This window comes from Pseudomonas sp. TS_SC_3, assembly GCF_056156225.1.
In genome coordinates this window covers 3,764,969-3,789,128 of sequence record NZ_CM149586.1, presented here as the reverse complement: position 1 = coordinate 3,789,128, position 24,160 = coordinate 3,764,969, and the positions used below count along the sequence as shown (strand labels likewise).

The 24,160-nt window shown below is 61.1% G+C and carries 25 protein-coding genes; 10 read left to right on the top strand and 15 right to left on the bottom strand.

Translation table 11 applies throughout. The features are described from left to right. Positions 1-29: 29 nt before the first annotated feature. Positions 30-500: a thioesterase family protein gene (locus AC0J6G_RS17820; protein WP_475250032.1), complete on the top strand. Its 471-nt coding sequence runs from the start codon at positions 30-32 to the stop codon at positions 498-500. A gap of 3 nt (positions 501-503) precedes the next feature. Here AC0J6G_RS17820 and AC0J6G_RS17815 read toward each other — a convergent pair whose 3' ends face one another. Continuing rightward, complete coding sequence (locus AC0J6G_RS17815) at positions 504-956, bottom strand: YaiI/YqxD family protein (RefSeq protein ID WP_475250030.1); 453 nt, start codon at positions 954-956, stop codon at positions 504-506. A 61-nt stretch (positions 957-1,017) separates the two neighbouring features. After that, on the bottom strand, positions 1,018-2,907 hold the full coding sequence (locus AC0J6G_RS17810; RefSeq protein WP_475250028.1) for an FTR1 family protein: 1,890 nt from the start codon (positions 2,905-2,907) through the stop codon (positions 1,018-1,020). A gap of 121 nt (positions 2,908-3,028) precedes the next feature. Between AC0J6G_RS17810 and AC0J6G_RS17805 the strand changes: the two genes are divergently transcribed. Beyond that, the gene (locus AC0J6G_RS17805) at positions 3,029-3,802 is read left to right on the top strand and encodes an SDR family NAD(P)-dependent oxidoreductase (protein WP_475250026.1); all 774 of its coding nucleotides are present in this window, start codon (positions 3,029-3,031) and stop codon (positions 3,800-3,802) included. 15 nt (positions 3,803-3,817) lie between these two features. On the opposite strand, the gene rhtB is transcribed toward AC0J6G_RS17805, so the two are convergent. The 4 genes from rhtB to AC0J6G_RS17785 all read right to left on the bottom strand — a co-directional run bounded on the left by rhtB (position 3,818) and on the right by AC0J6G_RS17785 (position 7,870). Continuing rightward, entirely contained in the window at positions 3,818-4,447 is a 630-nt protein-coding gene (rhtB, locus tag AC0J6G_RS17800; protein WP_475250024.1) for a homoserine/homoserine lactone efflux protein, read from the bottom strand. 157 nt (positions 4,448-4,604) lie between these two features. Beyond that, on the bottom strand, positions 4,605-5,369 hold the full coding sequence (locus AC0J6G_RS17795) for a TerC family protein (RefSeq protein ID WP_475250022.1): 765 nt from the start codon (positions 5,367-5,369) through the stop codon (positions 4,605-4,607). A gap of 6 nt (positions 5,370-5,375) precedes the next feature. Continuing rightward, on the bottom strand, positions 5,376-5,951 hold the full coding sequence (locus AC0J6G_RS17790) for a mechanosensitive ion channel domain-containing protein (RefSeq protein WP_475253817.1): 576 nt from the start codon (positions 5,949-5,951) through the stop codon (positions 5,376-5,378). Positions 5,952-5,959: 8 nt separating this feature from the next. Then, positions 5,960-7,870 carry an ATP-binding cassette domain-containing protein gene (locus AC0J6G_RS17785; RefSeq protein ID WP_475250020.1) on the bottom strand — a complete coding sequence of 637 codons (1,911 nt, stop codon included), beginning with the start codon at positions 7,868-7,870 and terminating at the stop codon, positions 5,960-5,962. Positions 7,871-7,920: 50 nt separating this feature from the next. On the opposite strand from AC0J6G_RS17785, the gene AC0J6G_RS17780 reads away from it, so the two are divergent. After that, positions 7,921-8,385 carry a TIGR02444 family protein gene (locus AC0J6G_RS17780; RefSeq protein ID WP_475250018.1) on the top strand — a complete coding sequence of 155 codons (465 nt, stop codon included), beginning with the start codon at positions 7,921-7,923 and terminating at the stop codon, positions 8,383-8,385. Here AC0J6G_RS17780 and AC0J6G_RS17775 read toward each other — a convergent pair. Beyond that, complete coding sequence (locus AC0J6G_RS17775; RefSeq protein ID WP_475250016.1) at positions 8,382-9,206, bottom strand: AlgP family protein; 825 nt, start codon at positions 9,204-9,206, stop codon at positions 8,382-8,384. The genes AC0J6G_RS17780 and AC0J6G_RS17775 overlap by 4 nt on opposite strands. A 125-nt stretch (positions 9,207-9,331) precedes the next feature. Between AC0J6G_RS17775 and AC0J6G_RS17770 the strand changes: the two genes are divergently transcribed. Continuing rightward, positions 9,332-9,976: an FKBP-type peptidyl-prolyl cis-trans isomerase gene (locus AC0J6G_RS17770; RefSeq protein WP_475250014.1), complete on the top strand. Its 645-nt coding sequence runs from the start codon at positions 9,332-9,334 to the stop codon at positions 9,974-9,976. A 3-nt stretch (positions 9,977-9,979) separates the two neighbouring features. On the opposite strand, the gene rsd is transcribed toward AC0J6G_RS17770, so the two are convergent. The 8 genes from rsd to AC0J6G_RS17730 all read right to left on the bottom strand — a co-directional run bounded on the left by rsd (position 9,980) and on the right by AC0J6G_RS17730 (position 17,352). Next, positions 9,980-10,447 carry a sigma D regulator gene (gene rsd, locus AC0J6G_RS17765; RefSeq protein WP_475250012.1) on the bottom strand — a complete coding sequence of 156 codons (468 nt, stop codon included), beginning with the start codon at positions 10,445-10,447 and terminating at the stop codon, positions 9,980-9,982. Between the two features lie 195 nt (positions 10,448-10,642). After that, positions 10,643-11,185: a DUF3833 domain-containing protein gene (locus AC0J6G_RS17760; RefSeq protein WP_475250011.1), complete on the bottom strand. Its 543-nt coding sequence runs from the start codon at positions 11,183-11,185 to the stop codon at positions 10,643-10,645. A 23-nt stretch (positions 11,186-11,208) separates the two neighbouring features. Further along, entirely contained in the window at positions 11,209-12,459 is a 1,251-nt protein-coding gene (locus tag AC0J6G_RS17755) for a heme biosynthesis HemY N-terminal domain-containing protein (protein ID WP_475250009.1), read from the bottom strand. Then, entirely contained in the window at positions 12,456-13,634 is a 1,179-nt protein-coding gene (locus AC0J6G_RS17750) for a uroporphyrinogen-III C-methyltransferase (protein WP_475250007.1), read from the bottom strand. The genes AC0J6G_RS17755 and AC0J6G_RS17750 overlap by 4 nt, the downstream gene beginning before the upstream one ends. Before the next feature lie 16 nt (positions 13,635-13,650). Continuing rightward, positions 13,651-14,424 carry a uroporphyrinogen-III synthase gene (locus AC0J6G_RS17745; protein WP_475250005.1) on the bottom strand — a complete coding sequence of 258 codons (774 nt, stop codon included), beginning with the start codon at positions 14,422-14,424 and terminating at the stop codon, positions 13,651-13,653. Continuing rightward, a complete protein-coding gene (gene hemC / locus AC0J6G_RS17740) occupies positions 14,421-15,359 on the bottom strand; it encodes a hydroxymethylbilane synthase (protein ID WP_475250003.1) in 939 nt (312 codons plus the stop codon). The genes AC0J6G_RS17745 and hemC overlap by 4 nt, the downstream gene beginning before the upstream one ends. A 167-nt stretch (positions 15,360-15,526) precedes the next feature. Continuing rightward, positions 15,527-16,273 carry a LytR/AlgR family response regulator transcription factor gene (locus AC0J6G_RS17735; protein WP_475250001.1) on the bottom strand — a complete coding sequence of 249 codons (747 nt, stop codon included), beginning with the start codon at positions 16,271-16,273 and terminating at the stop codon, positions 15,527-15,529. Further along, on the bottom strand, positions 16,270-17,352 hold the full coding sequence (locus AC0J6G_RS17730; RefSeq protein ID WP_475249999.1) for a sensor histidine kinase: 1,083 nt from the start codon (positions 17,350-17,352) through the stop codon (positions 16,270-16,272). Before AC0J6G_RS17730 ends, AC0J6G_RS17735 begins: the two co-directional genes overlap by 4 nt. Positions 17,353-17,603: 251 nt before the next feature. Between AC0J6G_RS17730 and argH the strand changes: the two genes are divergently transcribed. The 6 genes from argH to AC0J6G_RS17700 all read left to right on the top strand — a co-directional run bounded on the left by argH (position 17,604) and on the right by AC0J6G_RS17700 (position 24,151). Next, the gene (gene argH / locus AC0J6G_RS17725) at positions 17,604-18,998 is read left to right on the top strand and encodes an argininosuccinate lyase (RefSeq protein ID WP_475249997.1); all 1,395 of its coding nucleotides are present in this window, start codon (positions 17,604-17,606) and stop codon (positions 18,996-18,998) included. A 165-nt stretch (positions 18,999-19,163) separates the two neighbouring features. Continuing rightward, positions 19,164-19,643, top strand: a complete 480-nt coding sequence (locus tag AC0J6G_RS17720; RefSeq protein WP_475253815.1) for an N-acetyltransferase family protein — start codon at positions 19,164-19,166, stop codon at positions 19,641-19,643. A 24-nt stretch (positions 19,644-19,667) separates the two neighbouring features. Beyond that, entirely contained in the window at positions 19,668-19,934 is a 267-nt protein-coding gene (locus tag AC0J6G_RS17715) for a hypothetical protein (RefSeq protein WP_475249995.1), read from the top strand. 83 nt (positions 19,935-20,017) lie between these two features. Further along, entirely contained in the window at positions 20,018-20,836 is an 819-nt protein-coding gene (locus AC0J6G_RS17710) for a substrate-binding periplasmic protein (RefSeq protein WP_475249994.1), read from the top strand. Continuing rightward, positions 20,833-21,087, top strand: a complete 255-nt coding sequence (locus tag AC0J6G_RS17705) for a TIGR02647 family protein (RefSeq protein WP_475249992.1) — start codon at positions 20,833-20,835, stop codon at positions 21,085-21,087. Before AC0J6G_RS17710 ends, AC0J6G_RS17705 begins: the two co-directional genes overlap by 4 nt. Before the next feature lie 208 nt (positions 21,088-21,295). Next, a complete protein-coding gene (locus AC0J6G_RS17700; protein ID WP_475249990.1) occupies positions 21,296-24,151 on the top strand; it encodes a class I adenylate cyclase in 2,856 nt (951 codons plus the stop codon). The last annotated feature ends 9 nt before the right edge of the window (positions 24,152-24,160 follow it).

Below are 24,160 nucleotides of genomic sequence, written 5' to 3'. Positions count from 1 at the left end.
GCTCAGACTCCCGACCAGGCGACAGCCCAATGAGCCACCCTCCGTTCGAACTCACCGCAGAACTGCAGCAAGCGGTCAGCAGCTTCTTTCAGCGTATCCCCTTCAACCAAATGCTCGGCATTGAGCTGGATGAGCTGAGCACTCAACGCGTGACCATGCACCTGCCGATGAAGCCCGAACTGATCGGCAACTTTATGCACGGCATTTTGCATGGCGGGGTGATCTCTTCACTGCTCGATGTGGCCGGTGGCGCCATGGCGCTGATCGGCGCATTCGATAAACACCAACACCTGTCCAGCGCTGAGCGTATGGCGCGGCTGTCGAAACTCGGCACCATCGACCTGCGCATCGACTACCTGCGCCCCGGCCGCGGCCAGCGCTTTACTGCCAGTGCCGTGCTGCTGCGCAGCGGCAATAAGGTCGCCGTGGTGCGCAGTGAGCTGCACAGCGATGACGGCACCCTGGTGGCGGTGGGTACTGGCACTTATCTGTGCGGGTAAAGGCTAACCGCGCTGCAAGCGAGTCAGAATACGGTCCAGGCCGTTAGCGAAGGCTTGTTTGTCGCGCTCGCTGTAAGGCGCCTGCCCGCCGCCAACCTGGCCGGCCTCACGCAATTCGGTAAACAGGTTACGCACCGCCAGTTTGTCACCCATGTTGCGCTCATCAAACTCACGGCCGCGCGGGTCAAGCACTGATACGCCCTTTTTCACCAGGCGGTCGGCCAAGGGCACATCGCTGCAGATCACCAACTCGCCCGGCACGGCGTGCTCCACCAGGTAATCATCAGCGGCATCCGGACCGCTGGGCACCACGATCAGCCGCACACAGTGGTATGCCGGTTTGATTTGCGCCTGCCCCGCCACCAGCAGTACCTCGAAGCCCCGCTTCAGGGCGAATTTCACCACCTGATCCTTGGCCGCCCTGGGACAGGCATCGGCATCAATCCAGACTTGCATCACCCAGCACCCTCCACAAACAGCAAAGCCGGCATGTTAAGCCATGCCGGCTGTTGCGTCCTCAGACTGCCAAGCGCCGACGCTCGCCCAACCAGCTACGCCCATACAGCAGCGCAATCGCCACCAGCGCCGTGGCCTGGGCCGCAAGGCTGTAGGCGTCATCGTGAATGCCCAGCCAGTCGAACTCGAAGAATGCCACCGGTCGGGTGCCGAGCACTCCAGCTTCCTGCAGTGCCGCCACGCCATGGCCGGCGAATACCACCGAGAGCACACAGAGCAGCACGGCATTAACGCCGAAGAAGGTCGCCAGCGGGAGTTTGCGTGAACCGCGCAGAATCACCCAGGCCAAGCCCAGAAGCACAACCAGCGCCGTCGCCGCGCCTGCCAGGACCATGCCGTGGCCTTGCGGGCCGGCCTGCAGCCAGAGGGTTTCATAGAACAGGATGACTTCGAACAGCTCGCGGTACACCGAGAAGAATGCCAGTACGGCAAAGCCGAAACGACCACCGCCGCCGACCAGGCTGCTCTTGATGTAATCCTGCCAGGCGGCGGCATGCCGGCGGTCATGCATCCACACCCCGAGCCAGAGCACCATCACACTGGCAAACAGCGCAGTCACGCCCTCCAGCAGTTCACGCTGCGCGCCACTGACATCAATCAAATACGCCGCCAACGCCCAGGTGCCAGCCCCAGCCAGCAGCGCCAGGCCCCAGCCGATATGCACGCTGCGCACCGCCTGTTGCTGGCCGGTGTTACGCAGAAAAGCGAGAATCGCCGCCAGTACCAGAATCGCCTCCAGCCCTTCACGCAGCAAAATCAGCAGGCTGGAGAAGAAGCTCAGCGAACTCGACAGGCCATCGCTGTCAAGCAACTCAGCCGACTTCGCCAGCTCGGCTTTGGCCTGCTCCAGGCGCTGCGCCACCTGCGGTACGGACAGGCCGTCCTGCAACGCCTGGCGGTACGCCATCAGCGCGCGCTCGGTGGTCTTGCGCTGCAATGAGTCAAGGTTATCCAGGGCGCTTTCGACCAGCTCGAAACCTTCCAGATAGGCGCCGACTGAAAGGTCATAGGCCTGCTCGTGATCACCGGCGCGGTAGGCCGCCAGGCTCTGCTCCAGGGTCGCGCGGGTGTGCTCAATCAACTGCTGTGGGCCACGTTGCTGCGCCGGCGGTTGCGCACGTTGGGCGCGGAAGCGTGCAGCCGCCTCATCACCCTGTGCTGCTGTCACTTCAGCCGGGGTCGTACCCGCCAACGCCGCCAAGCTGAACGGCTCGCCTACGGCAACAGACTCAGCGCTGAAGCCGGCGATATAGCTGGCTAAATCCCAGCGCTGGCGCTCATCCAGCTGATCGGCAAAGGCCGCCATATCAGTGCCGTCGATGCCCAGACCGAGGGTGTTGAACAGGTCATACAGGCTCAACCGATCAAGCCGCACCGCGTCGCGCAGGTTGGCCGGCGGCGGCTCCAGGCCAATGCCCGCCGGCCCATCACCGGCGCCGCTGTCGCCGTGGCACACGCTGCAATGCTGGGCAAACAGCGGCGCGCCACGGCTAGGGTCTGGGTTGATGGCTGGGGTTTGGCTGACGTTATAGGCCGCGGCCAAAGTCGCAGCCAACTGCCGCGCCTGCTGGGCAATCTGGCCGCCCTCAACACGCTGCTCAATGCCCTGGCGCAGGCTGGCCACGCCTTGCTCCAGCGCGGCCTGTTCGCTGCGCGCCGGCAGCGCAACGATCAATCCTTGCAGTACAGTAAGAAACTCCAGCTGTTCGCGGTATTCACTGGTGTCGATAACCTCACCATTGGCCACGGTAGCCGGGTAGTCTGCCCCCAGGTAACCGAGCAGATGCAGGGCCTGCGCCGCGCCCTCGATGGGCTCGGCCATAACAGTCAGGCTGCACAGCGCCAACACGGGCACCAGCAACCAACTGCAGAAACGCAACACGGAAGTCATATAGGAGTCGATCCCAAATACGAATGAATGACATTGGATTGTTACCCTCCTAACGATTTTCCTCAACCACTGATCGACCATAGCCCGCGACGGATCGTCGCAACGGCGCAGGAGTGATGCGATGAGTTTTTGGCAACGCGTGGAAGAACCGTCTTATGCCGTGGTCTGCGGCGCCAGCCGAGGCATCGGTTTGGCACTGACCACACAGCTGCTGGCACGCGCGGATGTAGCCGAGGTTTGGGCCATTGCCCGCCATGCCAGCCAAGCCCCTGAACTGCAAGCGCTGGCCGCGCAACATACGCAGCGGTTGCACTGCCTGGACGTGGATGTATGCGATGAACAGGCATTGAGTGAGCTGGCCACACAGCTACGCGCCGCCATCCCGCGCCTGCATTTACTGCTCTGCACCGTGGGTGTGCTGCAGGAGGGTGCTGCAAAAGCTGAAAAGGGTTTGGCTCAGCTCAACCTTGAAGGGCTGTTGACGACCTTCCAGCGCAACAGCTTTGCGCCCATTTTGCTGCTCAAGCACCTGTTGCCACTATTACGTGGTCAGCACCCGTGCACGGTGGCGGCGCTGTCAGCGCGGGTGGGCTCGATTGGAGATAACCGCCTGGGCGGCTGGTACAGCTACCGCGCCAGCAAGGCGGCGCTGAACCAGCTGCTGCACACCGCCAGCATCGAGTTGAGCCGGCTCAACCCCAACAGCTGCGTGCTCAGCCTGCACCCTGGCACCACTGACACCGAACTCTCAAAACCCTTCCAAGCCAATGTGCCGGCAGACAAGCTGTTTACCCCGAGCTATTCAGCCGAGTGCCTGCTGGCGCAGATCGAACAGCACGGACCGGCGCAGACGGGCACGTTCTGGGGTTGGGACGGTCAGCCAATCCCCTGGTAGCTCTACCGGTGCAGCTCAGATAGGCGCGCGGCGTACGCTGGCCAGCAGTGCCGCCGCGCCGACGAACAGCGCGCCGAAGGTGCGGTTCATCAGCTTCTGCTGGCGTGGCGAGCGCAACGCACCGAGCACCCGCGCGGCCAGGCCGGTGTAGCCGGCCATGACGATCAGGTCGACGCAGATCATGGTCACGCCCATCACCAGGTACTGAGTCAGCAGCGGCGCTTGCGGATTAAGGAACTGCGGCAACACCGCGAGCATGAACACAATCGCCTTGGGGTTGCTGAAGTTGACCAGAAAACCACGCAACACCAAGGTCAGCGGCCGGCCGATGGGGCGCTCGGTCTGCGCGGTCATATCACTGGGCAGCGCCTGCCACTGGCGATAACCGAGGTAAACCAAGTACACCACGCCGAACCATTTGATCAGGCTGAAGGCCAGTTCCGATGCGGCCAGAATCGCCCCGACACCCGCCGCCACAATGGCAATCTGCAGCGCCAGGCCTAGCTGCAACCCCAGGGCATTCCAGTAACCGCGCAAAAACCCATACTGCAAACCGGCGGACATCGACGCAATCGCCCCGGCGCCCGGCGACAGGCTGATGACCCAACAGGCCACAAAGAACGCAAGCCAGGTTTCCAGTGCCACGGCAGATACCTCAAACAGAAAATAAAAAAGGAATGGACCATTTTTTAACGTCGCATCGCGACGGCCCTCAGGGTGGCCGCCCGGAATGGCAGCCATAAAAAAGGGGCAGGCCGCTAGCCTACCCCTTGTTGGGTTACTCGCCCAGCCGGCTCATGAACTAGTCCGGCGTACCCTTGCGCAGCTGCACCGGCTCCAGCTCTTCCTTGCGAGCGCGGGCGCGGGCCGTGCGCAGGCGGATGTTGATGGCTTCCACCGCCAGCGAGAAGGCCATGGCGAAGTACACATAACCCTTCGGCACGTGCACGTCGAAGGCTTCGGCAATCAGCACGGTACCGACCACGATCAGAAACGACAGGGCAAGCACCTTCAGGCTCGGATGCTTGTCGATAAAGTCGCTGATGGTGCCCGCCGAGAGCATCATCACGATCACCGAAATCACGATGGCCGCCACCATCACCGGCACGTTGTCGACCAGGCCGACCGCCGTAATCACCGAATCCAGGGAGAAGATGATGTCGATGATCGCGATCTGCACGATGATGCCCATAAAGCCGTAAACCTTACCGCCGCCCGCCTGACCGTCCTCTTCACCCTCGAGGCTGTGGTAGATCTCGGTGGTGCTCTTAAACAGCAGAAACAACCCGCCGAAGAACAGAATCAGATCACGACCGGAGAACCCTTCACCGAATAGATGGAACAGGTCCGTGGTCAGGCGCATCACCCAGCTGATCGACAGCAGCAGCAGAATCCGCGTACCCATCGCCAGCGCCAGGCCGAAGAAACGCGCCTTGGGCTGCTGATGCTTGGGCAGGCGGCTGACCAGAATTGAGATAAAGATGATGTTGTCGATGCCCAGAACAATTTCCAGGGCGGTCAGGGTCAGAAACGCGACCCAGAGTTCAGGGCTGGCCAGCCATTCCATAAATGCTTAAACCTCGGTATTACGCGGTGTGGGGAGTTCGCCATGACGCCAACGGCGCACGGCTTTTTGGAAAAACAGGCTGTTGGGGATCTGCACCCAGGCGCCAGGGGCATCGCCACTGAGGTCTTCGAGGGTGGTGTAAAACAAATTTATCGCCAGTACGCGCCCACGCACCCCTGGTTTATCGGCACTTTCCAGCACTTCGACGCAATCGCCAATGCGGAACGGCCCCATGGCGAAGATCAGCAGCGCACAGAACATGTTGGACAACACGCTCCAGATCGCGAAAAACGCGACCGCCGCCACCGCGGCAAAGCCGGTGAGCGCCGTCCACAGCACCTGCGCAGAAACACCCAGGCGTTCGAGCACCAGCATGAAAGCGCTGCCAAGAATCAACCAACGTATCAGGCCGCGCAGCGGCATCAGCAGCTCGGCCGGCAACTGCGGGTAACGATTGCCCAAACGGGTGACGCCACGGGTGAGAATGCGCTGGATCAGCCAGGCCAGCAGCACAATCAAAACAATCTGACCGGCCCCCAGTAACGGCGCACGCCAGGCCAACAGCCACTCCAGGGTGGGCAAGGTGATGTTCAACTGGCGGCCTCCAACTCGGCCTGCAAGGCTTCGAGGGTTTCCAGGGCCGTCATCCAGCGCTCTTCCAGATCGGCCTCACGGCTTTTCAGCGTCGCCTGCTCGGCCAGGGCATCACGCAGTGCATCTTTTTGCCCCGCGTCATAAATCTCGCTGTCGCCCAGGCGGGCTTCCACAGCGGCCAGTTTCTCGTGCAACTGGCCCAGTTCTTTTTCCAGCTTGTCGGCTTCGCGCTTGTGCGGAGCCAACTGCTGGCGCAGCGCGGCAGCAGCCTGACGCTGTACGCGCTTGTCGGTTTTATCCGGATTGCTCTCGCTGCTGCTGGCCGGCGCCTGACGCACGCGGTAATCGACTAGCCAGCGGGCGTAGTCTTCCAGATCACCGTCGAAGGGCAGCACCTGCCCATCCGCCACCAGCAGGAATTCGTCGGTGGTGCTTTTCAGCAAATGACGGTCGTGCGACACCACCACCACCGCGCCGCTGAACTCTTGCAGGGCCATGGTCAGCGCCAGGCGCATTTCCAAGTCGAGGTGGTTGGTCGGTTCATCCAGCAGCAGCAGGTTGGGCTTGCCCCAAGCGATCAGCGCCAAGGCCAGACGGGCTTTCTCACCACCGGAGAAATTCAGCACCGGCTCGTCGCAACGCGGGCCGCGGAAGTCGAAACCGCCAAGGAAGTCGCGCAGAGTCTGCTCACGCTCGGTGGGTGCCAGACGCTGGAAGTGCAGCAGCGGGCTGGCTTTATCGTCCAGCGCATCGAGTTGATGCTGGGCGAAATAGCCGACCACCAGATTCTCGCCGCGCTGCAGATGACCGCTGATGGGCTGCAGTTCGTTCGAGAGGTTTTTGATCAGGGTCGACTTGCCCGCACCGTTCGGTCCGAGCAAGCCGATGCGAGCACCGGGTGCCAGGCTGAGCTTGACCTTTTCCAGCACCACCTTGTCGCCATAGCCAAGGCGACCTTCACTCAGACTGAGCAGTGGGCTGGAGATTTTATCGGCTTCACGGAAGCTGAAATCAAACGGCGAATCGACATGCGCCGCCGACAGCTCCTCCATGCGCTCCAGCGCCTTGATCCGGCTCTGTGCCTGGCGCGCTTTGGTGGCTTGAGCCTTAAAGCGGGCGATGTACTTTTCCATGTGCGCGCGCTGCACTTGCTGCTTTTCGTACGCCTGTTGCTGCTGCGCCAGACGCTCAGCACGGGTGCGTTCAAAAGCTGAATAGCCGCCACGGTAGAGTGTCAGCTTCTGCTGATCGAGGTGCGCCACATGATCGACCACGGCATCGAGAAAGTCGCGGTCGTGAGAGATCAGTAACAGGGTGCCGGGGTAGCTTTTCAGCCAGCCTTCCAGCCAAAGAATCGCATCGAGGTCGAGGTGGTTGGTCGGCTCATCGAGCAGCAACAGGTCGGACGGGCACATCAGTGCCTGCGCCAGGTTCAAGCGCATGCGCCAGCCACCGGAGAAGTCGCCGACACGGCGGTCCATCTGCGCACTGCCAAAGCCCAAGCCGGCGAGCAACTTGCGCGCACGGGCATCGGCACTGTAACCGTCGAGGGTGTCAAGTTCGGTGTGCAAGCGCGCCACGGCAGCGCCGTCATGCGCAGCTTCGGCCACGGCCAGTTCGGCCTGCACCCGGCGCAGCTTGACGTCGCCATCAAGCACATAATCAACGGCCTGGCGTTCGACGGCGTCGATCTCCTGACGCATGTGCGCCACGCGCCAGTCGGCAGGTATCAGGCAGTCGCCTGCGTCCGCAGTCAGCTCACCCCGAAACAGGGCAAACAGGCTGGATTTGCCGGCGCCGTTAGCGCCGATCAGGCCGGCTTTGTGGCCGGGGTGCAGGGTCATCTCGGCGTCTTCTAGCAGACGCTGAGGGCCACGCTGTAAAGTCAGGTTCTGGAGTCGGATCATAATGGCGGCGGAGTCTACCAGAGTCCCTTTAGAGAAACCCGGAAAGCACCATGCCTACTGACCTGTGGCGATTCGCCCAAGACCTGTACCAACAACCCGGCGTTGAGGCCGCTTGCCTGCGCCTGCAAGATGACGGCGCTGACGTATGCCTGCTGCTGTGCGCCGCCTGGCTGGAAACCAGGCAAGTCACGTGCAGCAATGACCGCGCACTAACCTTGCTCAACCTGGCGCACCCCTGGCAACAACAGGTGGTCGTACCGCTGCGCAATCTACGGCAGAGCTGGCGTCAGGCAGCGCAAAGCGATCAAGCCCTGGCAGCCTTACGTGAACAGGTTAAAAAGCTCGAGCTGGGCGCAGAACGCGAGCAGCTGCAACGCCTGGCGGCCTGTACTCAAGAATGGGTGAGCAGCGAGGCAAGCGCCCCTCTGAACTGGCTGGAACGCCTAGCGCCTGAAGCCGCCAACCGCGATGCCCTGCAAACACTGCGCATCGCGGCGGCACAGCTCAGGGTTTAAACAGCGCTGGTTGGCGCGCCAGTGCTGGCGGCCGGTGCAGCTAGGGTTTCTGCGGCAGCGGCCTTGGTAGCAGCTGGCTTGGTAACTGCTTTAGCGGCGGGCTTAGTAGCCGCTTTCTTCACTGCAGGCTTGGCGGCAGGTTGGGCAACCGGCTTGGCCGCTGGCTTGCTAGCGGGTTTAGCCGCCGGCGCCTTTTTCACTGCAGGTTTTGCAGCAGCCTTGGCAGGCGTTGTAACCGGCTTGCTCGCGGCAGGCTTGACCGGGCTGGCCGCTGCGGGCTTCTTTGCGACCGGTTTGGCGGGCGCCTTGGCCGCAGGCTTTGCCGCAGCGGGCGCTTTGCTCGCAGCTTTGGCAGCTGGTTTAGCTGGGGCTTTAGTCGCAGCAGGCTTGACCAGCGCGGCCTTGGCGGTGCGGCTATCCAGGGCCTTGTTGACGGCTTCCTTAACCTTGCCAACGCCTTGCGCTAATTTCAGGCTCTCCTGCGCGTCACGCTTGAGCCCGGCAATGTAGCTGCGGGTCTCGCTTTGACGGTCCTTCAAGGTGTCGAGCAGTTGCTCCAGCTCTGCCACGGCTTCTTTAGCCTTAGCCTGGGCCTTCACTTTGCCGGCCACTGCGGCATCCTGCATTTTGCTGCGGGCGTTGTGCAGTTTCTCCTGGGCCTTGCCGCGCTGTTTTTCCAGCTTGGCGAGCAGCTTTTCGGCATCAATCAAGGCGCGCGAGCAGGCGTCTTCAAGGTGCTCAAGCAAGCTGCTGGAAAGCTGCTGCAACAGATGCAGGGGTGTACTCACGGATTTCTTCTTTGCGTTTTTTTTAGCCGACATGACGCGCCTCCTGGCGGGTGAACATGACGCCATACTAGACCTCCTCCAGCACGCCTTGCCACCTCGCACATTGAGCTTGTGCGCTCGGCTGGCATAATCGGCGCAACTTCGGCCGGAGAACAGCCATGTCACGCCTTACTTTGCTCATGATCTGCCTGCTCACGCCATTGGCTCAGGCAGACCATCACTCACACGATCTTGCCTACAGCCTGGGAGTAAAGCTCGGCGAACGCCTGCGCGACGAGGTGCCTGACTTGCAGCTGCAAGCCCTGCTCGATGGCCTGCGTCAGGCCTACCGCAACGAGCCACTGGCGCTGGACGGTAAGCGCATCGAAAGCCTGCTGGCTGAACATGAAGCGCAACTGGCGAGCGCACCGCAGCGCAGCGAGAAAGCCAAGACGGCGGAGCAACGTTTCCTCGCAACGGAGAAAGCCAAAGCGGGAGTGCGCGTGCTGCAAGACGGCGTACTGATGCAGGAACTGCGCGCCGGCAGCGGCCGCACGCCGGGCCCAAATGCCAGCGTACAGGTGCGTTATGTAGGATTTCTGGCTGATGCTAGCCCGTTCGACGAAAGTCAGACGGCGCAGTGGTTTCGTTTAGACAGCGTAATCACCGGATGGCGTAGCGCGTTACAGCAGATGCCGGTGGGTGCGCAGTGGCGCTTGGTGATTCCATCGGCTCAGGCGTATGGCGAAGAAGGTGCGGGGGATTTAATTCCACCCTACTCGCCCCTGGTGTTCGAGCTTGAGCTGCTCGACACCAAAGAGTAGCCATCAGAGGGCAGCGGCTGCCTGTTCCTGATGAGCGTTGTGCAGAACTTCAATCAAGCAATCCTCCAACTCGAAGCGCTCGTGAAGCAATTGCCCCAGGTGTTTGAGCTCATCAAGCAGCGAAGGGGAATTATGGCAATCGCCTTTATCGCAGCGATCATTAAACGCCAGCACCACCTCGGTAATCGCCTCAATACGAGGGTAAATCTGTGTGGCCAGACCGAGGCCGCGCTGATCGCCAAATGCCTTCGCTTCGCTGGTCAACTGTTCGTAGACCTCGAAGTGGCCCGCCGACACATAGTCGACCAATATTTCGCAAAAGTGCTGCAGGGTCTCGGCGCTCGGCGCATGTGCTGGGCCGTTGAGGCCGGCATAGGCCTCAACCAGTTCCTTGCGCTCTTGCAACCAGCGATCAATCAGCAGGTGAACCCCTCCCCAGCGTTCTTGGGCGTTCTGACAACTCTCGAGCATGATGACCTCTACTTCCCTATTGCTATTAGTGTTGTTCGCCCGCAGTAGGCCAGTTTTTTGTCAGTCCGTGCACGGTTTGCGAAAACAACGGTGAAATGGCAACTTTTCGGCGGTTCTCGAGGTCACATTATGCCCGCCGGTCTAAGCCTTCAAGGCAGCGCTGGAGATAATTTCATACAAGCGTTTAACCGGTAATTACTCAGCCTCTGGCGTGACAACAGGCTTGTAGAAGCTCAGGGTCACCTGACCGAGATCGATGCCCCACTTGGACATACGCGCACGGTTGAGCATGACCTGGCCGTCCATCAAGAACATCCAGTCATCAAAATCAACCACATAGGTTGAATCATCAACCTTCAGGCGCAGCTTGTAACGCCAATGCAGCGCGTTACCGGCGACATGCCCGACCGCCACACCCTCGACATCATCGGCAGTCCCGCGCCAGCTACCATCCGCTTGTTTGGTCAGGGTCCAGACGCGGCGCTCGGTGGTAGCGTCGCTGTAGGTAAAGCGCTCATCAAGGACACCCACATCGCCTTCCCAGGTACCTGTCATGGCCACGTGAAAGCGTTTGACCACCTCCCCGGAGCGGTTCTGAAACATGCCCCAGGCCTGCATCTCACCGTTGAAGTAATCACTCAATTCCAAACGCGGCTGTTCACTGGCGTAATCATTCACCTGCGGACCCGCGCAGCCGGCCAGCATCGTCATCAAGCAAAGCAGTAGCAACGCCCGCATACACACCTCAATAACCGCTTAGGTCAGATCGTCGCCGGCAAGGCCGGCAGGCACAAACGTGAGTCAAGCAAGCGCAGGCCTTCCTGATACAGGCTGTTGCTGCGCTCTAAATCGCCTAACTGCGCCATCAGGCGGGCCAGTTCAGCGCAGGTTTCCGGATGACGCTCAAAGGCCAGGCTACTTTCCAGGTAATCCTGAGCCTTGCCCCACAGCTGGCCATGCACACACAGCCGCCCCAGCGTCAGCAGCAGCCCGGCATCCTGCGGATGTTGTTTTAACCAGCCTTCGGCTGTGTTTAATTGTTTGCCCAGATCACGCCCACGCAGCAAGCCATAAAGACGGATCAGGGCGGTGTCGTAATGCTGTTGCAGGAAATGCCGCAGCAGCTCTTCAGCCTCCGCATCGGCACCCAGCTGGCGCAGTTGTTCGGCATACACCGTGACTAACTCGGGCTGTTGGTGCTGCGCGGCCGGCATCGCCTGCCACGCCTGTTGCAACACAAGCAAAGCAGCCTGCGCATCACCATCGACTGGCTGCCCAGCCTGCAGCAAACGTCCACGCCAGGCCTGACGCTCAAGCTCACTCAGCTCAGCATTACCCAGGGCTTTTTCCTTGCGCAAGTCGGGGAGCAGGCCAAGCAGGGCTGACCAGTCACCGGACTGTAGATAGAGCTGCTGCAACTGACGCAACACCAGATGATGGTGTGGATGACGCGCGCGCATGACCTGCAGCGTCTCCAGCGCATCAACCGTCTGACCCCGCGCCAATTGCAACTCGGCGTGCTGCAAGGCAATCGCCAGCTCCGCTTGCGGCTGACGGTTGAGGGCCTGCTCAAGCAAGCCGTCGCTGTCTTCGTACTGCCCCAACTCGTTCGCTGCACGCGCCGCGCCCAGGTAATAACTCAAGGGCTGCGCTGAGTTATTAGCCGCCTGTTTGAGGTTACGCAGTGCCCGCGCCCAGCGACCTTCAGCCAAGTCAAGAAAACCCTGCTCAGACGCCAGACGCGCCCGACGACGGCTGTGCAGGCGTGACCAAGGGTTGATCAGACCGCCGGACGTTATCAGCAGCCGGATGCTCAGCCGAACCCCGTAAATCAGCAGCCAAATAACCAGCACCAGCGCGACAAAAGCCCACAGGCTGGACTCATAACGAAAGCCCTGGAAAGCAATCAGCACATAACCCTTGTGCTCAGCCAACGGCATACCGAACCAGACAAGACCGGCAACGCCAGCAGCCAGGCCCAGGATCAGCAGCAACCCGTAGATGCGCTTCATTGCAGCGCCTCCTGCAGTGCGGCCTCAGCATCATCCTGTACCGCCGCAGCTGGCCCAGCTTCGGCCTCCTGCTGGCTACGCGCCGCCTGTTTGGCCTGCAGATAGGCTTGCACTGCATTCAGCGCCGGGGTGAGGTCCGGCGGCGTCACCGCAATCGGCTGCTCGGCCAGCTCATCAATGCGCGCACGCAGGGCGCGGCTGTTGGGGTGATCCACATCGAAGTGCGCATCCAGCACGTCACGCGCCTGCTGCAAGGCTTGGCGATACACAGCGCGCTGCCCATGCAACGCGCCCCACTGCGCCTGCTCTAGCGCCAAGCTAAGGGCCAGGCGCACCTGCGTCAGACTTTGGCCGGCGAGCATCGGCCGAATATTACGGTCAGCATTGAAGTCGATGCGGAAATATTCCGACAACGCCTGGAGCGCGCGCTGCCACCATTGCGGCTCAGCCGCGCCCTTGTGGGCCAGTTCACGGAGCACGCCGCCCTCGCCGCTGAACGTCGGCGCTTGAGCATTGAGTTGCGCCACCTGCTCACGCAAGGCGCCGAGTTGCAAAAACAGCCCGGTGCGATCCGGGTTAGCGGTCGAACGCAACGCTTGCAGGCTCTTGGCCAATTGCTCGCGCGCTGCAAACGCCGCGGGATCATCTTGTTCATGAAGAATTTCATCGGCCGCCTGCACCAGCGCGGTGGCGCTGTTGATGTCCTGCAAGGCAGACAGTCGCAGGCTCGCCAGGCGCAGCAGATGCTCGGCCTCGGCCAGGCGCCAGTCCTGACGGCTGGCACCCAGCACGGTTTCCAACCGTTGGTTGAGCAATTGCTGGTCGCCCTGCAGCTGCGTCAGTAGACGGCGACGGGTGTCCAATTCTTCCACGCTTGGCAGCTGATCCAAACGCTGCTCTAGCTTGTCGCCCGCCTGCGCCAAGCGCAGCGCATCATTGCGCGCCTCCTGCAACTGGCTCAGCTGCTGTTGTTCACGGGCCTCAAGCTTCTGCAACTGCCACAGCCCCCAGCCACCAGCACCGGCGCCCGCCGCCGCGACGAGCAATGCCAGTAGCGCCAGGCCATTACCGCGCGCGGCCGGCTTGGCTGCAGACGGTGCCGGTGTACTCGGCAAATCCGCGGCGGCCTCTACTGGCGGCTGTTCGTGCTCTTTCGGAGTAGTTGCTTCGCTCACGTATCCATCCTTTGCGTCAGAGATCGGGGGCAGGTTGCTCATGCAACGCTGCTAGCAATGCCGCAGCACTCGCGCCACGGCAATCCACCACAGCTTGCGCACCCGCCGCACGAGCCATTTCGGCCACTCGTGGGCTGGGTACAAATAAGGGTAGCAGGGCCAATTCTGCCCACGCGTCAGCGGCCAGCTCGCGCAAATGCACAAAGCCCTGCCCACTGCTGACCACCAGCGCGTTCAGGCGTTCAGCATGAACGCGCTCAACCAGCGCCGCAGGCGGATAATCCGGCAGTACGCGGCGATACAGAGGCAGATAGTCCACTTGCGCCCCGTGTGCGCGCAAACGCTCAGCCAGTAATTCTCGGCCACCCTCGCCGCGCAGAATCAGCACCTGTGGGTCAACAGCCGCAGCCAGCGCGTGCTGAAATTGCGGCAAGGCAAGCAGCGCTTCACTGTCATCGCCCTGCTCGGGGTAATGCACTTGCAAGCCATGCTCGCGAAGAATCTGCGCCGTTGCCGCACCGACGCTGAACCAGGGTTGCTCGGCAGGCACGCATTGCTGAGTGTGCTCTAACAGAGCAAGACCCAGGCGTGCTGCCGGCTTGCTCACTACGATCACGGCGCAATAGCGCTGCACGCCGGCAAGCATGGCACGCTGCTCTGCACACACATTCAAGGGTTGAATCGCCAACAACGGCAAGCTGCTGCTGTAGATACCCTGCTGGGCCAACGTGGCGGCCAGTGCAGCCGACTCTTCGGCCGGTCGCGTCAGCAGCAAACGCCAGCTTTTCACTCGGCGGCGGCCTCACCGTATACCGCCTGCAGAATGGCGGCCGCGCCTTGGGCCAGCAGCGCTTCGGCCACTGCGATCCCCAGCAGCTCGGCATCTGCGCTGCTGCCACGCTGTTCAGCACGCAGCAGTTGCGAACCGTCAGGCTGCCCGACCAGGCCACGCAACCACAGCTGCTCGCCCTCCAACAGGGCATAGCAGGCAATCGGCACTTGGCAGCCACCATTGAGGTGTTTGTTCAGGGCGCGCTCGGCGGTTACCCGCAAGGCGGTATCGCGGTGATGCAGGGGCGCCAGCAGGGCATGGATTTCGCTATCAGCCGTGCGGCACTCAATGCCCACCGCGCCCTGACCACCCGCTGGCAGGCTGTCTTCGGCGCTGATCGAGGAGCGGATGCGCTCCTCGAAACCCAGGCGAATCAGGCCGGCTGCGGCAAGGATAATGGCGTCGTAGTCACCGGCATCCAACTTGGCCAGGCGAGTGTTGACGTTGCCGCGCAGGAATTGGATTTTCAGATCCGGCCGGCGCGCCAGCAGTTGCGCCTGACGGCGCAGGCTAGAGGTGCCGACCACACTGCCTGCGGGCAATGCATCGAGGCTGGCATAGGTGTTGGAAACGAAGGCATCGCGCGGGTCTTCACGCTCGCAGATGCAATACAGGCCCAGCCCCTCAGGGAAGTCCATCGGCACATCCTTCATCGAATGCACGGCGATATCGGCCTGATTCTCCAGCAGCGCGGTTTCCAGCTCTTTAACAAAAAGGCCTTTACCGCCGATCTTCGCCAGCGGCGCATCGAGCAGCTTGTCGCCACGGCTGACCATGGGTACCAAGCTGACTTTAAGGCCAGGGTGCGCCTGCTCTAAACGGGCTTTTACGTGTTCGGCCTGCCACAGGGCCAGGGCACTTTTACGGGTGGCAATGCGGATTTCGCGAGACATGGGCAATTCCAGAAAACGAACTGCCGGGGATAATAACAGGCTGGCCCAGATCAAGCCTGCAACCCTAGCAGCTAAAGCCGCTTAGCAACCCGTATCGGATCTTGCGGGCCAGAGTGAGCCTGTTTTCAAGGCAGGACCGCCGACGCGCATCAGATCCAGCCGGAACGTTAAAGGTTGTGCATCAGCTTGCGCACACCGGCCACGTGCCGGCGGCTAACAATCAGCGCCTCGTCGTCCATGCCCTTGAGAAATAGCTGGAAATGCCCAAGTGGCGTGCGCTGCAGGCGCTCGATACGGTCACGCGCAACCAGTGCATTACGATGGATACGCACAAAGCGATCACCAAACTCGTCTTCAAGTGCCTTCAGCGGCTCATCTAAAAGCACCTCACCGCCGGCGTGACGCAGGGTGACGTATTTGTGGTCGGCGATGAAGTAGATCACCTGATCCAGCGGAATTAGCTCGATACCTTTACGAGTACGCGCACTGATATGACTACGCGGGCCACCGCCACTGTCCGCGGCTGGCCGAGTCAGGGCTGCCAGTTGTACCCGATTGGGCCGTTCGGCTTTCTTCAGCGCCGCGCTGAGGTTTTCCAAACGAACCGGCTTGACCAGATAACCGACCGCGCTGACCTGGAAGGCTTCCAGAGCAAATTCATCATGCGCCGTACAGAAAATCACCGCCGGTGGCGCTTCGCGCTCACAGAGTTTGGCCGCCACCTGCAGCCCGTCCAAACCAGGCATGCGGATATCCAGCAGCACCACATCTGGCTTCAAGCTGTCGATCAGGCTCAGGGCCTCTTCGCCGTTGCTGGCAGCCGGTTCAAGCACGCGATAACCATCGAGTTCGCCGACCATACGGCTCAGGCGCTCACGGGCCAGGGGTTCATCATCGACAATCAGGACATTCATAATGCACGGGCTTCCTGCTTGGGTCTCGCACAAGGATAGCGTAGACGCGTGAAATGGCGGCCGTCACGGCGCTCTACGCTCAGACTGGCGCGCGGCCCGAAAAGTGCCACCAGCCGCGCATCGATATTGCTCAGTGCCTGATGGGTACCGTTCGATGGCGGTTGTTCGCTCACCTGCTCGTATGGATTACTCACGCACAACAGAAACACCCCCTCGTGATAACTCGCCTCGACCCGCACCAGACCGCCTTCGATGCGCGGCGCAATACCGTAGATCAAGGCGTTTTCCAGCAGGGGCTGCAGCGTCAGTTGTGGAATCGGCAAGTCATCCGGCACCCCGGCAACCTCCCACTGCAACTGTAGACGCTCGCCGAGCCGATAGCGCTCAATCGACAAATATCGTTGCGCCAGCTCCAGCTCCTCACGCCAGGGCACCAGGCTGCCGGGCTTGGCCAGGCTGGCGCGGAACAGATCGGAGAGGTCCAACACCGCCTGCTCGGCCTTGTACGGGTCGATCACCACCAGGCTGGCAATGCTGTTCAAGCTATTGAAGAGAAAGTGCGGACGAATCCGCGCCTGCAGCGATTCGATGCGCGCACGCAACTCGGCCTGCTCCTGCTTGCGCCACTGGCTCTGCAGGTAGAAATAGCGCAGCAGCAACGCCGACATAATCAGACTAATCAGGGCATGACGCAGGTAAAGATTGACCTCACCTGTACGCGGCAACGGCCCACCCAGCTCGTAGTAATCGGCCACAGCGGTGCAGATCAGACTCAGGGCAACCACAATTGCGCAGCACAAGGCGCCTGCTGTGGCGGCCGGCATACGCGCCATCAGCGGGCGCAAGCGACACAACACAGCGGCCGAGAGCAGCACAATCCACTGTACAAACAGCGACGTCAGTGCCAGGCGCACCCAGTCAAAACCCGGCAGCATCGGCTCGGAGAGCACCAACACCAATACCAGCAACTCGGCCAGCAAGACCATGCTCAGCAGGGCTTCTGGCTCGCACAGTTCAGGCACGAAGAAGTCATCAGCTGGAGGAGGTTGTTTTTCTGACAACAGGCTTTTTATGTTCATCACCGCAGTTTCCGCGTGACCCGCTCCAGCAGCAAGATAGACAGCTGCGACCGGGCAAAATAAAGCACCGAAATGCGCCCATCACCCTAAAACTGTGAACGGCGCGACATTGCTCACGCGCAACCAAGCGGCGCGCCTAACAATCCGACGCGGCGAATTTGCCGGCCAGCCTGTTATTATCGGCGCACTTTTCCGTCTTGCCGGCCGCCCTGCGCGGCCAGCCCGTTTTAGCGCACCAGCGAGCGAAGCCCATGAGCACTGAAAAAACCAACCAATCCTGGGGCGGCCGCTTCAGCGAACCCGTCGATGCCTTTGTTGCCCGCTTTACCGCCTCCGTCGAATTCGACAAGCGCCTGTATCGCCACGACATCATGGGCTCCATCGCCCACGCCACCATGCTGGCCAAGGTCGGCGTACTGACGGACGCTGAACGCGACAGCATCATCGACGGCCTGCAGACCATTCAGGGTGAAATTGAGGCCGGACAGTTCGACTGGCGCGTCGACCTGGAAGACGTGCACATGAACATCGAAGCGCGCCTGACCGACCGCATCGGCGTTACTGGTAAAAAGCTGCACACCGGCCGTAGCCGCAACGACCAGGTGGCCACCGATATCCGCCTGTGGCTGCGCGACGAAATCGACCTGATCCTCGCCGAGATCACCCGCCTGCAACAGGGTTTGCTGGAACAAGCCGAGCGTGAGGCGGAAACCATCATGCCCGGCTTTACCCACCTACAAACCGCCCAGCCAGTGACCTTCGGCCATCATCTGCTCGCTTGGTTCGAAATGCTCAGTCGCGACTACGAGCGTCTGGTCGATTGCCGCAAGCGCGCCAACCGCATGCCGCTGGGCAGCGCCGCACTGGCCGGCACCACCTACCCGATTCAGCGCGAGATCACCGCACAACTGCTGGGTTTTGACGCCGTGGGCGGCAACTCGCTGGACGGCGTATCGGATCGCGACTTCGCCATCGAATTCTGCGCCGCTGCCTCGATTGCGATGATGCACCTGTCGCGCTTTTCCGAAGAGCTGGTGCTGTGGACCAGCGCGCAGTTCCAGTTCATCGACCTGCCGGATCGTTTCTGCACCGGCAGCTCGATCATGCCGCAAAAGAAAAACCCAGACGTCCCCGAGCTGGTTCGCGGCAAAACCGGCCGTGTATTCGGCGCCCTGATGGGCCTGCTGACCCTGATGAAAGGCCAGCCACTGGCCTACAACAAGGACAACCAGGAAGACAAAGAACCGCTGTTCGACGCCGCCGACACCCTGCGCGACTCGCTGCGCGCTTTTGCCGACATGATCCCGGCGATCAAACCCAAGCACGCGATCATGCGTGAAGCGGCGCTGCGCGGCTTCTCCACCGCCACTGACCTGGCCGACTACCTGGTGCGCAAAGGCCTGCCGTTCCGCGACTGCCACGAGATCGTTGGCCATGCGGTGAAGTACGGCGTCGAGTCCGGTAAAGATCTGGCCGAGATGAGCCTGGAAGAACTGCGCCAGTTCAGCGAACAAATTGAGCAGGACGTGTTCGCCGTGCTAACTCTGGAAGGCTCGGTCAATGCCCGTGACCATATTGGCGGCACCGCACCGAACCAGGTGCGCGCAGCTGTGGTGCGTGGCAAAGCACTGTTGGCCGGACGGTAAAAACACCTTATGAGCGATACCAAGCGCCCACGCTTTCGCTTCTCCGCTGATCGAAACTCAGCAAGCCGGCGCGTGCGCTACATCGAAGGCACTCAAGAGGCCGAGGGGCTCTGCACCCTTTGCCTCGTGGATGAGCACAACCCGTTGCCGACTGAGAACACCACAATGCCACTGCAAATCCGTCCCGCCACTGTCGAAGATGCCGCCTTAATCCTGCGCTTTATCACCGACCTGGCGATCTACGAGAAAGCCGAGCATGAAGTGCAAACTGATGTCACCGGTATCGAAACCAGCCTGTTCGGTCCGCAGAGCAGTGCGCAGGCACTGATCTGTGAGCATGAGGGTGCGCCGGTGGGTTATGCCGTGTACTTCTTCAACTACTCAACCTGGCTGGGCAAAAACGGGCTGTACCTGGAAGACCTGTACGTCACCCCGGAAAAACGCGGCGTCGGTGCCGGCAAAGCCCTGCTCAGGCATCTGGCGCAAATAGCCGTAAACCAAGGCTGCGGGCGTTTCGAGTGGGCCGTGCTGGACTGGAACCAACCGGCCATCGACTTCTACCAATCCTTCGGTGCCAAACCGCAGGATGAATGGACCACTTACCGCCTGACCGGCCAGGCTCTATTGGATTTCGCCCAGGGCTGAACCAACACCTTTTCGGAGCACTGCATGAGCGAACAAGACGACGAGGCATTTGCCGAGGACACCCTGAAACAGGCCATTGAAAACCAGCTCGCAGCCGGCGAACCGGCCTTCATCCAGGCCGTGCTGAACAAACTGACCCTGGTCGGCTACGAGCGGGAGGCGATTATCGAGCTGATGGCACTGGTGTTGGCCGATGAAATTGAGGTGATGCTGCGTGATGACCGCGGCTTTGACGTTGCTCGCTACGAGCAAGGCCTGCGCGCCCTGCCCGAACTGCCGGAACAAAACTGAAGCGCACTTGACCTAGGGCACTGTTCAACCTGGCTAGCAGGTTGTTACTGTCAGACAATCTGACCCCACAAGGCGCAGCACCGATGATGCGTTGGCTTGAGCGAATCGGTACTTTGCTCACCTTGCTCTGCTCACTGACCCACTCCGCGATCGTGGCTGCAGAACCCGTGCGCATCGGGGCCGAAGACGATTGGTACCCCTACACTGCTTGGCGTGGCGGGCAGATAGTGGGGATGTCAGCTGACATCGTGCGCGCCGCCTTCGCCACCAGCGACACGCCGATCGAACTGGCTGCCTACCCCTATCCGCGCTGCATGGAACTGGCCCGCACCGGCAGCCTGGTGGCGTGTTTCAACACCACCCCAAATCCCCACATCGAAGCGCAATTTCTGTTGCCGCAGGAAATGCTGTTCAGCGATGACATTCTGCTCTGGGCGCGTAACGGCGCCGCGCCGCTGGATAATCTCGATGCGCTGGCCGGCAAACGTGTGGCCGTGACCATCGGTTACACCTACGGTGAGCATTTTGACGCGCGCCAAGACATTCAGCGCATCGCCGTACGCCGTGATCTCAATGGGTTTCTCATGCTGCAACGTAGCCGGGTGGACTATATGGTGGCCTTTCGCGGCACGACCCAGGCGCTGATTCAGCAGAGACCGGAGCTGGCCGGCCAATTTGTAGCTCTGGCCACAGTCCATCAGCCACAGCTGTACCTAACCTTCTCCCGCCACCATCCACAGGCACCCGCCCTGTTGCAGCGCTTTGATCAAGGCATGCGGCAGATCCGTCGCGATGGCACGTACCAACAGATTCTTGAACGCTGGCAACTAACCGCTCGGCAAGCGACGGCGCACACCACTACACTGCAACACAGCCATGACAACCAGACGGAGTCACCATGAACGCGTTTACCTCAGACCTGATCGACGAAATGGAAATCCTCGCCCTGTTTAACCTGAGCAACCACTTGGAAGGGCTTAAAGTTAATCACCAGGCTTCGGTAAAGGCTCAGGGGGCCATTACTCGTCTGTACGAGAAAGGCTTGATCAGCGAGCCGGATGGCGGCTACCTCACTAGCCTGGGCATTGATGCCGCCGAACACGCCCAAGGCTTGCTGATCATCCTGACCACACAAAATGCCTTGTGCACCTAAAGCAGCCGAGCAAAGGGCGGACGACCCAGCAGTAACCACTGCCTGATAGCAACCCGCTCCAGCCCTTCGTCTCACCCGTGCAGCGGCCCCGGCCGCTGCATTTTTTTGCCGGCCTAAACGCTGCGCCAGTGGGCTGCACACCCGCTCAGCAGGTTCCAATCGCGGGGGCAGCTGATAGGCTTAGGGCATCGACACAACGAGCATCCGCATGAGCCGCACCCAGGAAATTCGCCCGGACATTGAAGACGGTATCGATCGCAAGGTACTGACGCAGCTGCGCGCGCGCTTCCTCCTGGTGAACCAAGGCCGTCTGCAGCGCGCCATGCAGGCGTTATCAACACGGCAACAACTGGTGCTGAAACTGCTGCCGCTGCTGCTGCACGTCAATCATCCACTGCTACCTGGCTACGTGTCCGCGCAAACCCCAGCCGGCCTGAGCGGCTTCGAACCAGACGATGAATTGCTGGCCGAAGTGCAACGCCTGACCCGCTCATTCGCCTACAAACCGTACCGAGACAAACAAGCTCTGCCGATTCACGGCCTGTTTTTGATGGGCAGCTTGGGCACCGTGGCCCAGGCCGAGCAAAGCGATATGGACCTGTGGGTGTGCCACGCCAGTGACCTCAGCGCGCAACACGTGCTTGAGCTGGGGAAGAAATGCGCACTACTGGAAAGCTGGGCGGCCACCTTTGGGGCCGAGGCACACTTCTTTCTAATCGACCCCGCGCGTTTCACTCAGGGCGAGCGCGAAGCACAACTGACCTCGGATGACTGCGGCACCACCCAACATTACCTGCTGCTCGATGAGTTCTACCGCACCGCCATCTGGCTCGGCGGGCGTACACCGCTGTGGTGGCTGGTGCCGGTGTACGAAGAACACCGCTATCAGCATTACACCAGTACCCTGCTGGCCAAGCGCTTTGTGCGCGCCGAAGATGTCATCGACCTCGGTCACCTGGCCCGCATACCGCCTGAAGAGTTTATCGGGGCCGGTATGTGGCAGCTGTTCAAGGGCATCGAGTCCCCCTACAAGTCAGTGCTTAAGCTGCTGCTGACTGAGGTCTACGCCAGCGAACACCCCAAGGTTGAATGCCTGTCGCTGCGCTTCAAGCAGGCTGTATTCGCCAATCGCCTGGACGTCGATGAGCTCGACCCCTATATCGTGGTCTACCGCCGGCTGGAGGAATACCTTAAGACGCGTGGTGAGCACGAGCGCCTGGAGCTGATCCGCCGTTGCCTGTACCTCAAGGTCGACAAAAAACTCAGCCGCCCGCCGCGTAACAGCCGTAAAAGCTGGCAACGCCTGTTGCTCGAACGCCTGACCCGCGACTGGAACTGGGACAGCCGCCAGCTGGCCATGCTCGACAGCCGCAGCCAATGGAAGGTGCGCCAGGTCAGCGTGGAGCGGCGCATGCTGGTCAATGAGCTGACTTACAGCTACCGCTTTTTATCTGAATTCGCCCGCAACGCCGAGGTGGGTAGCTCGCTCAACAGCCGCGACCTCGGCATTCTCGGCCGACGCCTGTACGCCGCCTTTGAACGCAAGGCCGGCAAGATTGAGTTCATCAACCCCGGCGTTGCCCCGGATCTGGCCGAAGACACCCTGACCTTGGCGCAAAGCCCGAGCCCGGATGAACCCAATGAAACGCTGTGGGCGCTCTACAGCGGCAGCGTTAACGCACAGGACCTGACCGACTTCTCGCCGCTCAAGCGCTCGCGTGAGCTGATTGAGCTGCTCGCCTGGTGCCAGCGCAATGGTGTGATCGATAACAGCACACGCCTGTCGCTGCATGCTGGCAGTAGCGATTTAACCGAGTTCGAACTGTCCAACCTGCTCAGCAGCCTGCAGCAAACGATACCGCTGCCACTGCCGGCGATCGATGAAGCCGCCTTGCTCAGCGCCAGCGTGCCCAGTGAGGTGCTGCTGTTGGTCAACGTCGGTCTTGATCCGTTGAAGCAGTTCAGCCAGATGAACATGCACATGACCACCGAGCGCACCGATGCGCTGGGGTATTCCGGGGTGCGCGAGAACCTGATACTGACGGTCGATCAAGTCACCCTGAACAGCTGGAACGAGTTGCTGGTGACCCGCTATGACGGCCCGTATGCGCTGCTCGATTGCCTGCGCGACTTCCTCAACAGCCTGCCCGCCAAGGGCAAGCAGCCCAACCTGCGCGTGGCGTGTTTCTGCCGCAACCGCGCCACGGCCATCGCCGAACGGGTCGAAGAACTGTTCCGCGAAACTTTAAGCAGCTTCAGCAGCGAATACGCCAACCGCTACCTGCTACAGATCAAGCAGCAGTACCACGTGCTCGAACTGAAGCCCGGCCACGTTAGCCACACCAGCCTGAAAGACCTGCCGGCCCTGGTGCAACATTTAGGTGAGGAATTGCCCGGCTACAGCGAGCTGCACGTGGACCGCAGCGCCCTGGAGGGTGAAGACCTGGCGCTGATTCTGCCGCTCGGCCGGCCGCAGTGCATTCAGGTGTTTTACCGCCTCAATGAAGCCAACGCTACGGCGGAACTGAGCGTGCTCGATGAGCACAACGCACTGTGGCGCCAACAGATGCCCTATCGGGATGAGCAGAGCTTGCTAACGCCGCTGCAACGCTTTTTGCAGTCGGTGCTGTACCGGCGCAATGCCCTGCTGCCACTGGATAACCTGCCGGCGCATCAGCCGCTGGATATTCTTTATTACCAAGTGCTGCCGGATGCGCCACTGCGTGCGCAGCGCCTGGAGCGACGCCCGCCGCCACTGTCACCGATCAGTCACCCGTTCTATGACGTGCAGGCCATCGTTGAGCCAGGTGACGGCAAGCGCTCGCACGTCACCCTGTATTGCAACCATCGCGAGTTTTCTGAGCTGGAATATGCCGGCGACCTGTTCGCCGCCGTGGCTCAGCATATCTTGGCGCAACGCCGCGATAGCGCACGTTACCCCTGCTATATCACTGACCTGGATTTGTCCGCGGTACTTGGTGAGGGGCACATGCAGAGCGTGCATTACTTGCGCTATAAGAGCCGCCTGGAAGCGGCGCTCAATCAGGCCCTGCAAAAAGCCTAGGCACGCGAC

Coding starts and splice junctions, on each gene's coding strand:
- AC0J6G_RS17820 (WP_475250032.1), top strand. CDS start 30: ATGAGCCACCCTCCGTTCGAACTCACCGCAGAACTGCAGCAAGCGGTC.
- AC0J6G_RS17815 (WP_475250030.1), bottom strand. CDS start 956: ATGCAAGTCTGGATTGATGCCGATGCCTGTCCCAGGGCGGCCAAGGAT.
- AC0J6G_RS17810 (WP_475250028.1), bottom strand. CDS start 2,907: ATGACTTCCGTGTTGCGTTTCTGCAGTTGGTTGCTGGTGCCCGTGTTG.
- AC0J6G_RS17805 (WP_475250026.1), top strand. CDS start 3,029: ATGAGTTTTTGGCAACGCGTGGAAGAACCGTCTTATGCCGTGGTCTGC.
- AC0J6G_RS17795 (WP_475250022.1), bottom strand. CDS start 5,369: ATGGAATGGCTGGCCAGCCCTGAACTCTGGGTCGCGTTTCTGACCCTG.
- AC0J6G_RS17785 (WP_475250020.1), bottom strand. CDS start 7,870: ATGATCCGACTCCAGAACCTGACTTTACAGCGTGGCCCTCAGCGTCTG.
- AC0J6G_RS17780 (WP_475250018.1), top strand. CDS start 7,921: ATGCCTACTGACCTGTGGCGATTCGCCCAAGACCTGTACCAACAACCC.
- AC0J6G_RS17775 (WP_475250016.1), bottom strand. CDS start 9,206: ATGTCGGCTAAAAAAAACGCAAAGAAGAAATCCGTGAGTACACCCCTG.
- AC0J6G_RS17770 (WP_475250014.1), top strand. CDS start 9,332: ATGTCACGCCTTACTTTGCTCATGATCTGCCTGCTCACGCCATTGGCT.
- rsd (WP_475250012.1), bottom strand. CDS start 10,447: ATGCTCGAGAGTTGTCAGAACGCCCAAGAACGCTGGGGAGGGGTTCAC.
- AC0J6G_RS17760 (WP_475250011.1), bottom strand. CDS start 11,185: ATGCGGGCGTTGCTACTGCTTTGCTTGATGACGATGCTGGCCGGCTGC.
- AC0J6G_RS17755 (WP_475250009.1), bottom strand. CDS start 12,459: ATGAAGCGCATCTACGGGTTGCTGCTGATCCTGGGCCTGGCTGCTGGC.
- hemC (WP_475250003.1), bottom strand. CDS start 15,359: ATGTCTCGCGAAATCCGCATTGCCACCCGTAAAAGTGCCCTGGCCCTG.
- AC0J6G_RS17735 (WP_475250001.1), bottom strand. CDS start 16,273: ATGAATGTCCTGATTGTCGATGATGAACCCCTGGCCCGTGAGCGCCTG.
- AC0J6G_RS17730 (WP_475249999.1), bottom strand. CDS start 17,352: ATGAACATAAAAAGCCTGTTGTCAGAAAAACAACCTCCTCCAGCTGAT.
- argH (WP_475249997.1), top strand. CDS start 17,604: ATGAGCACTGAAAAAACCAACCAATCCTGGGGCGGCCGCTTCAGCGAA.
- AC0J6G_RS17720 (WP_475253815.1), top strand. CDS start 19,164: ATGCCACTGCAAATCCGTCCCGCCACTGTCGAAGATGCCGCCTTAATC.
- AC0J6G_RS17715 (WP_475249995.1), top strand. CDS start 19,668: ATGAGCGAACAAGACGACGAGGCATTTGCCGAGGACACCCTGAAACAG.
- AC0J6G_RS17710 (WP_475249994.1), top strand. CDS start 20,018: ATGATGCGTTGGCTTGAGCGAATCGGTACTTTGCTCACCTTGCTCTGC.
- AC0J6G_RS17705 (WP_475249992.1), top strand. CDS start 20,833: ATGAACGCGTTTACCTCAGACCTGATCGACGAAATGGAAATCCTCGCC.
- AC0J6G_RS17700 (WP_475249990.1), top strand. CDS start 21,296: ATGAGCCGCACCCAGGAAATTCGCCCGGACATTGAAGACGGTATCGAT.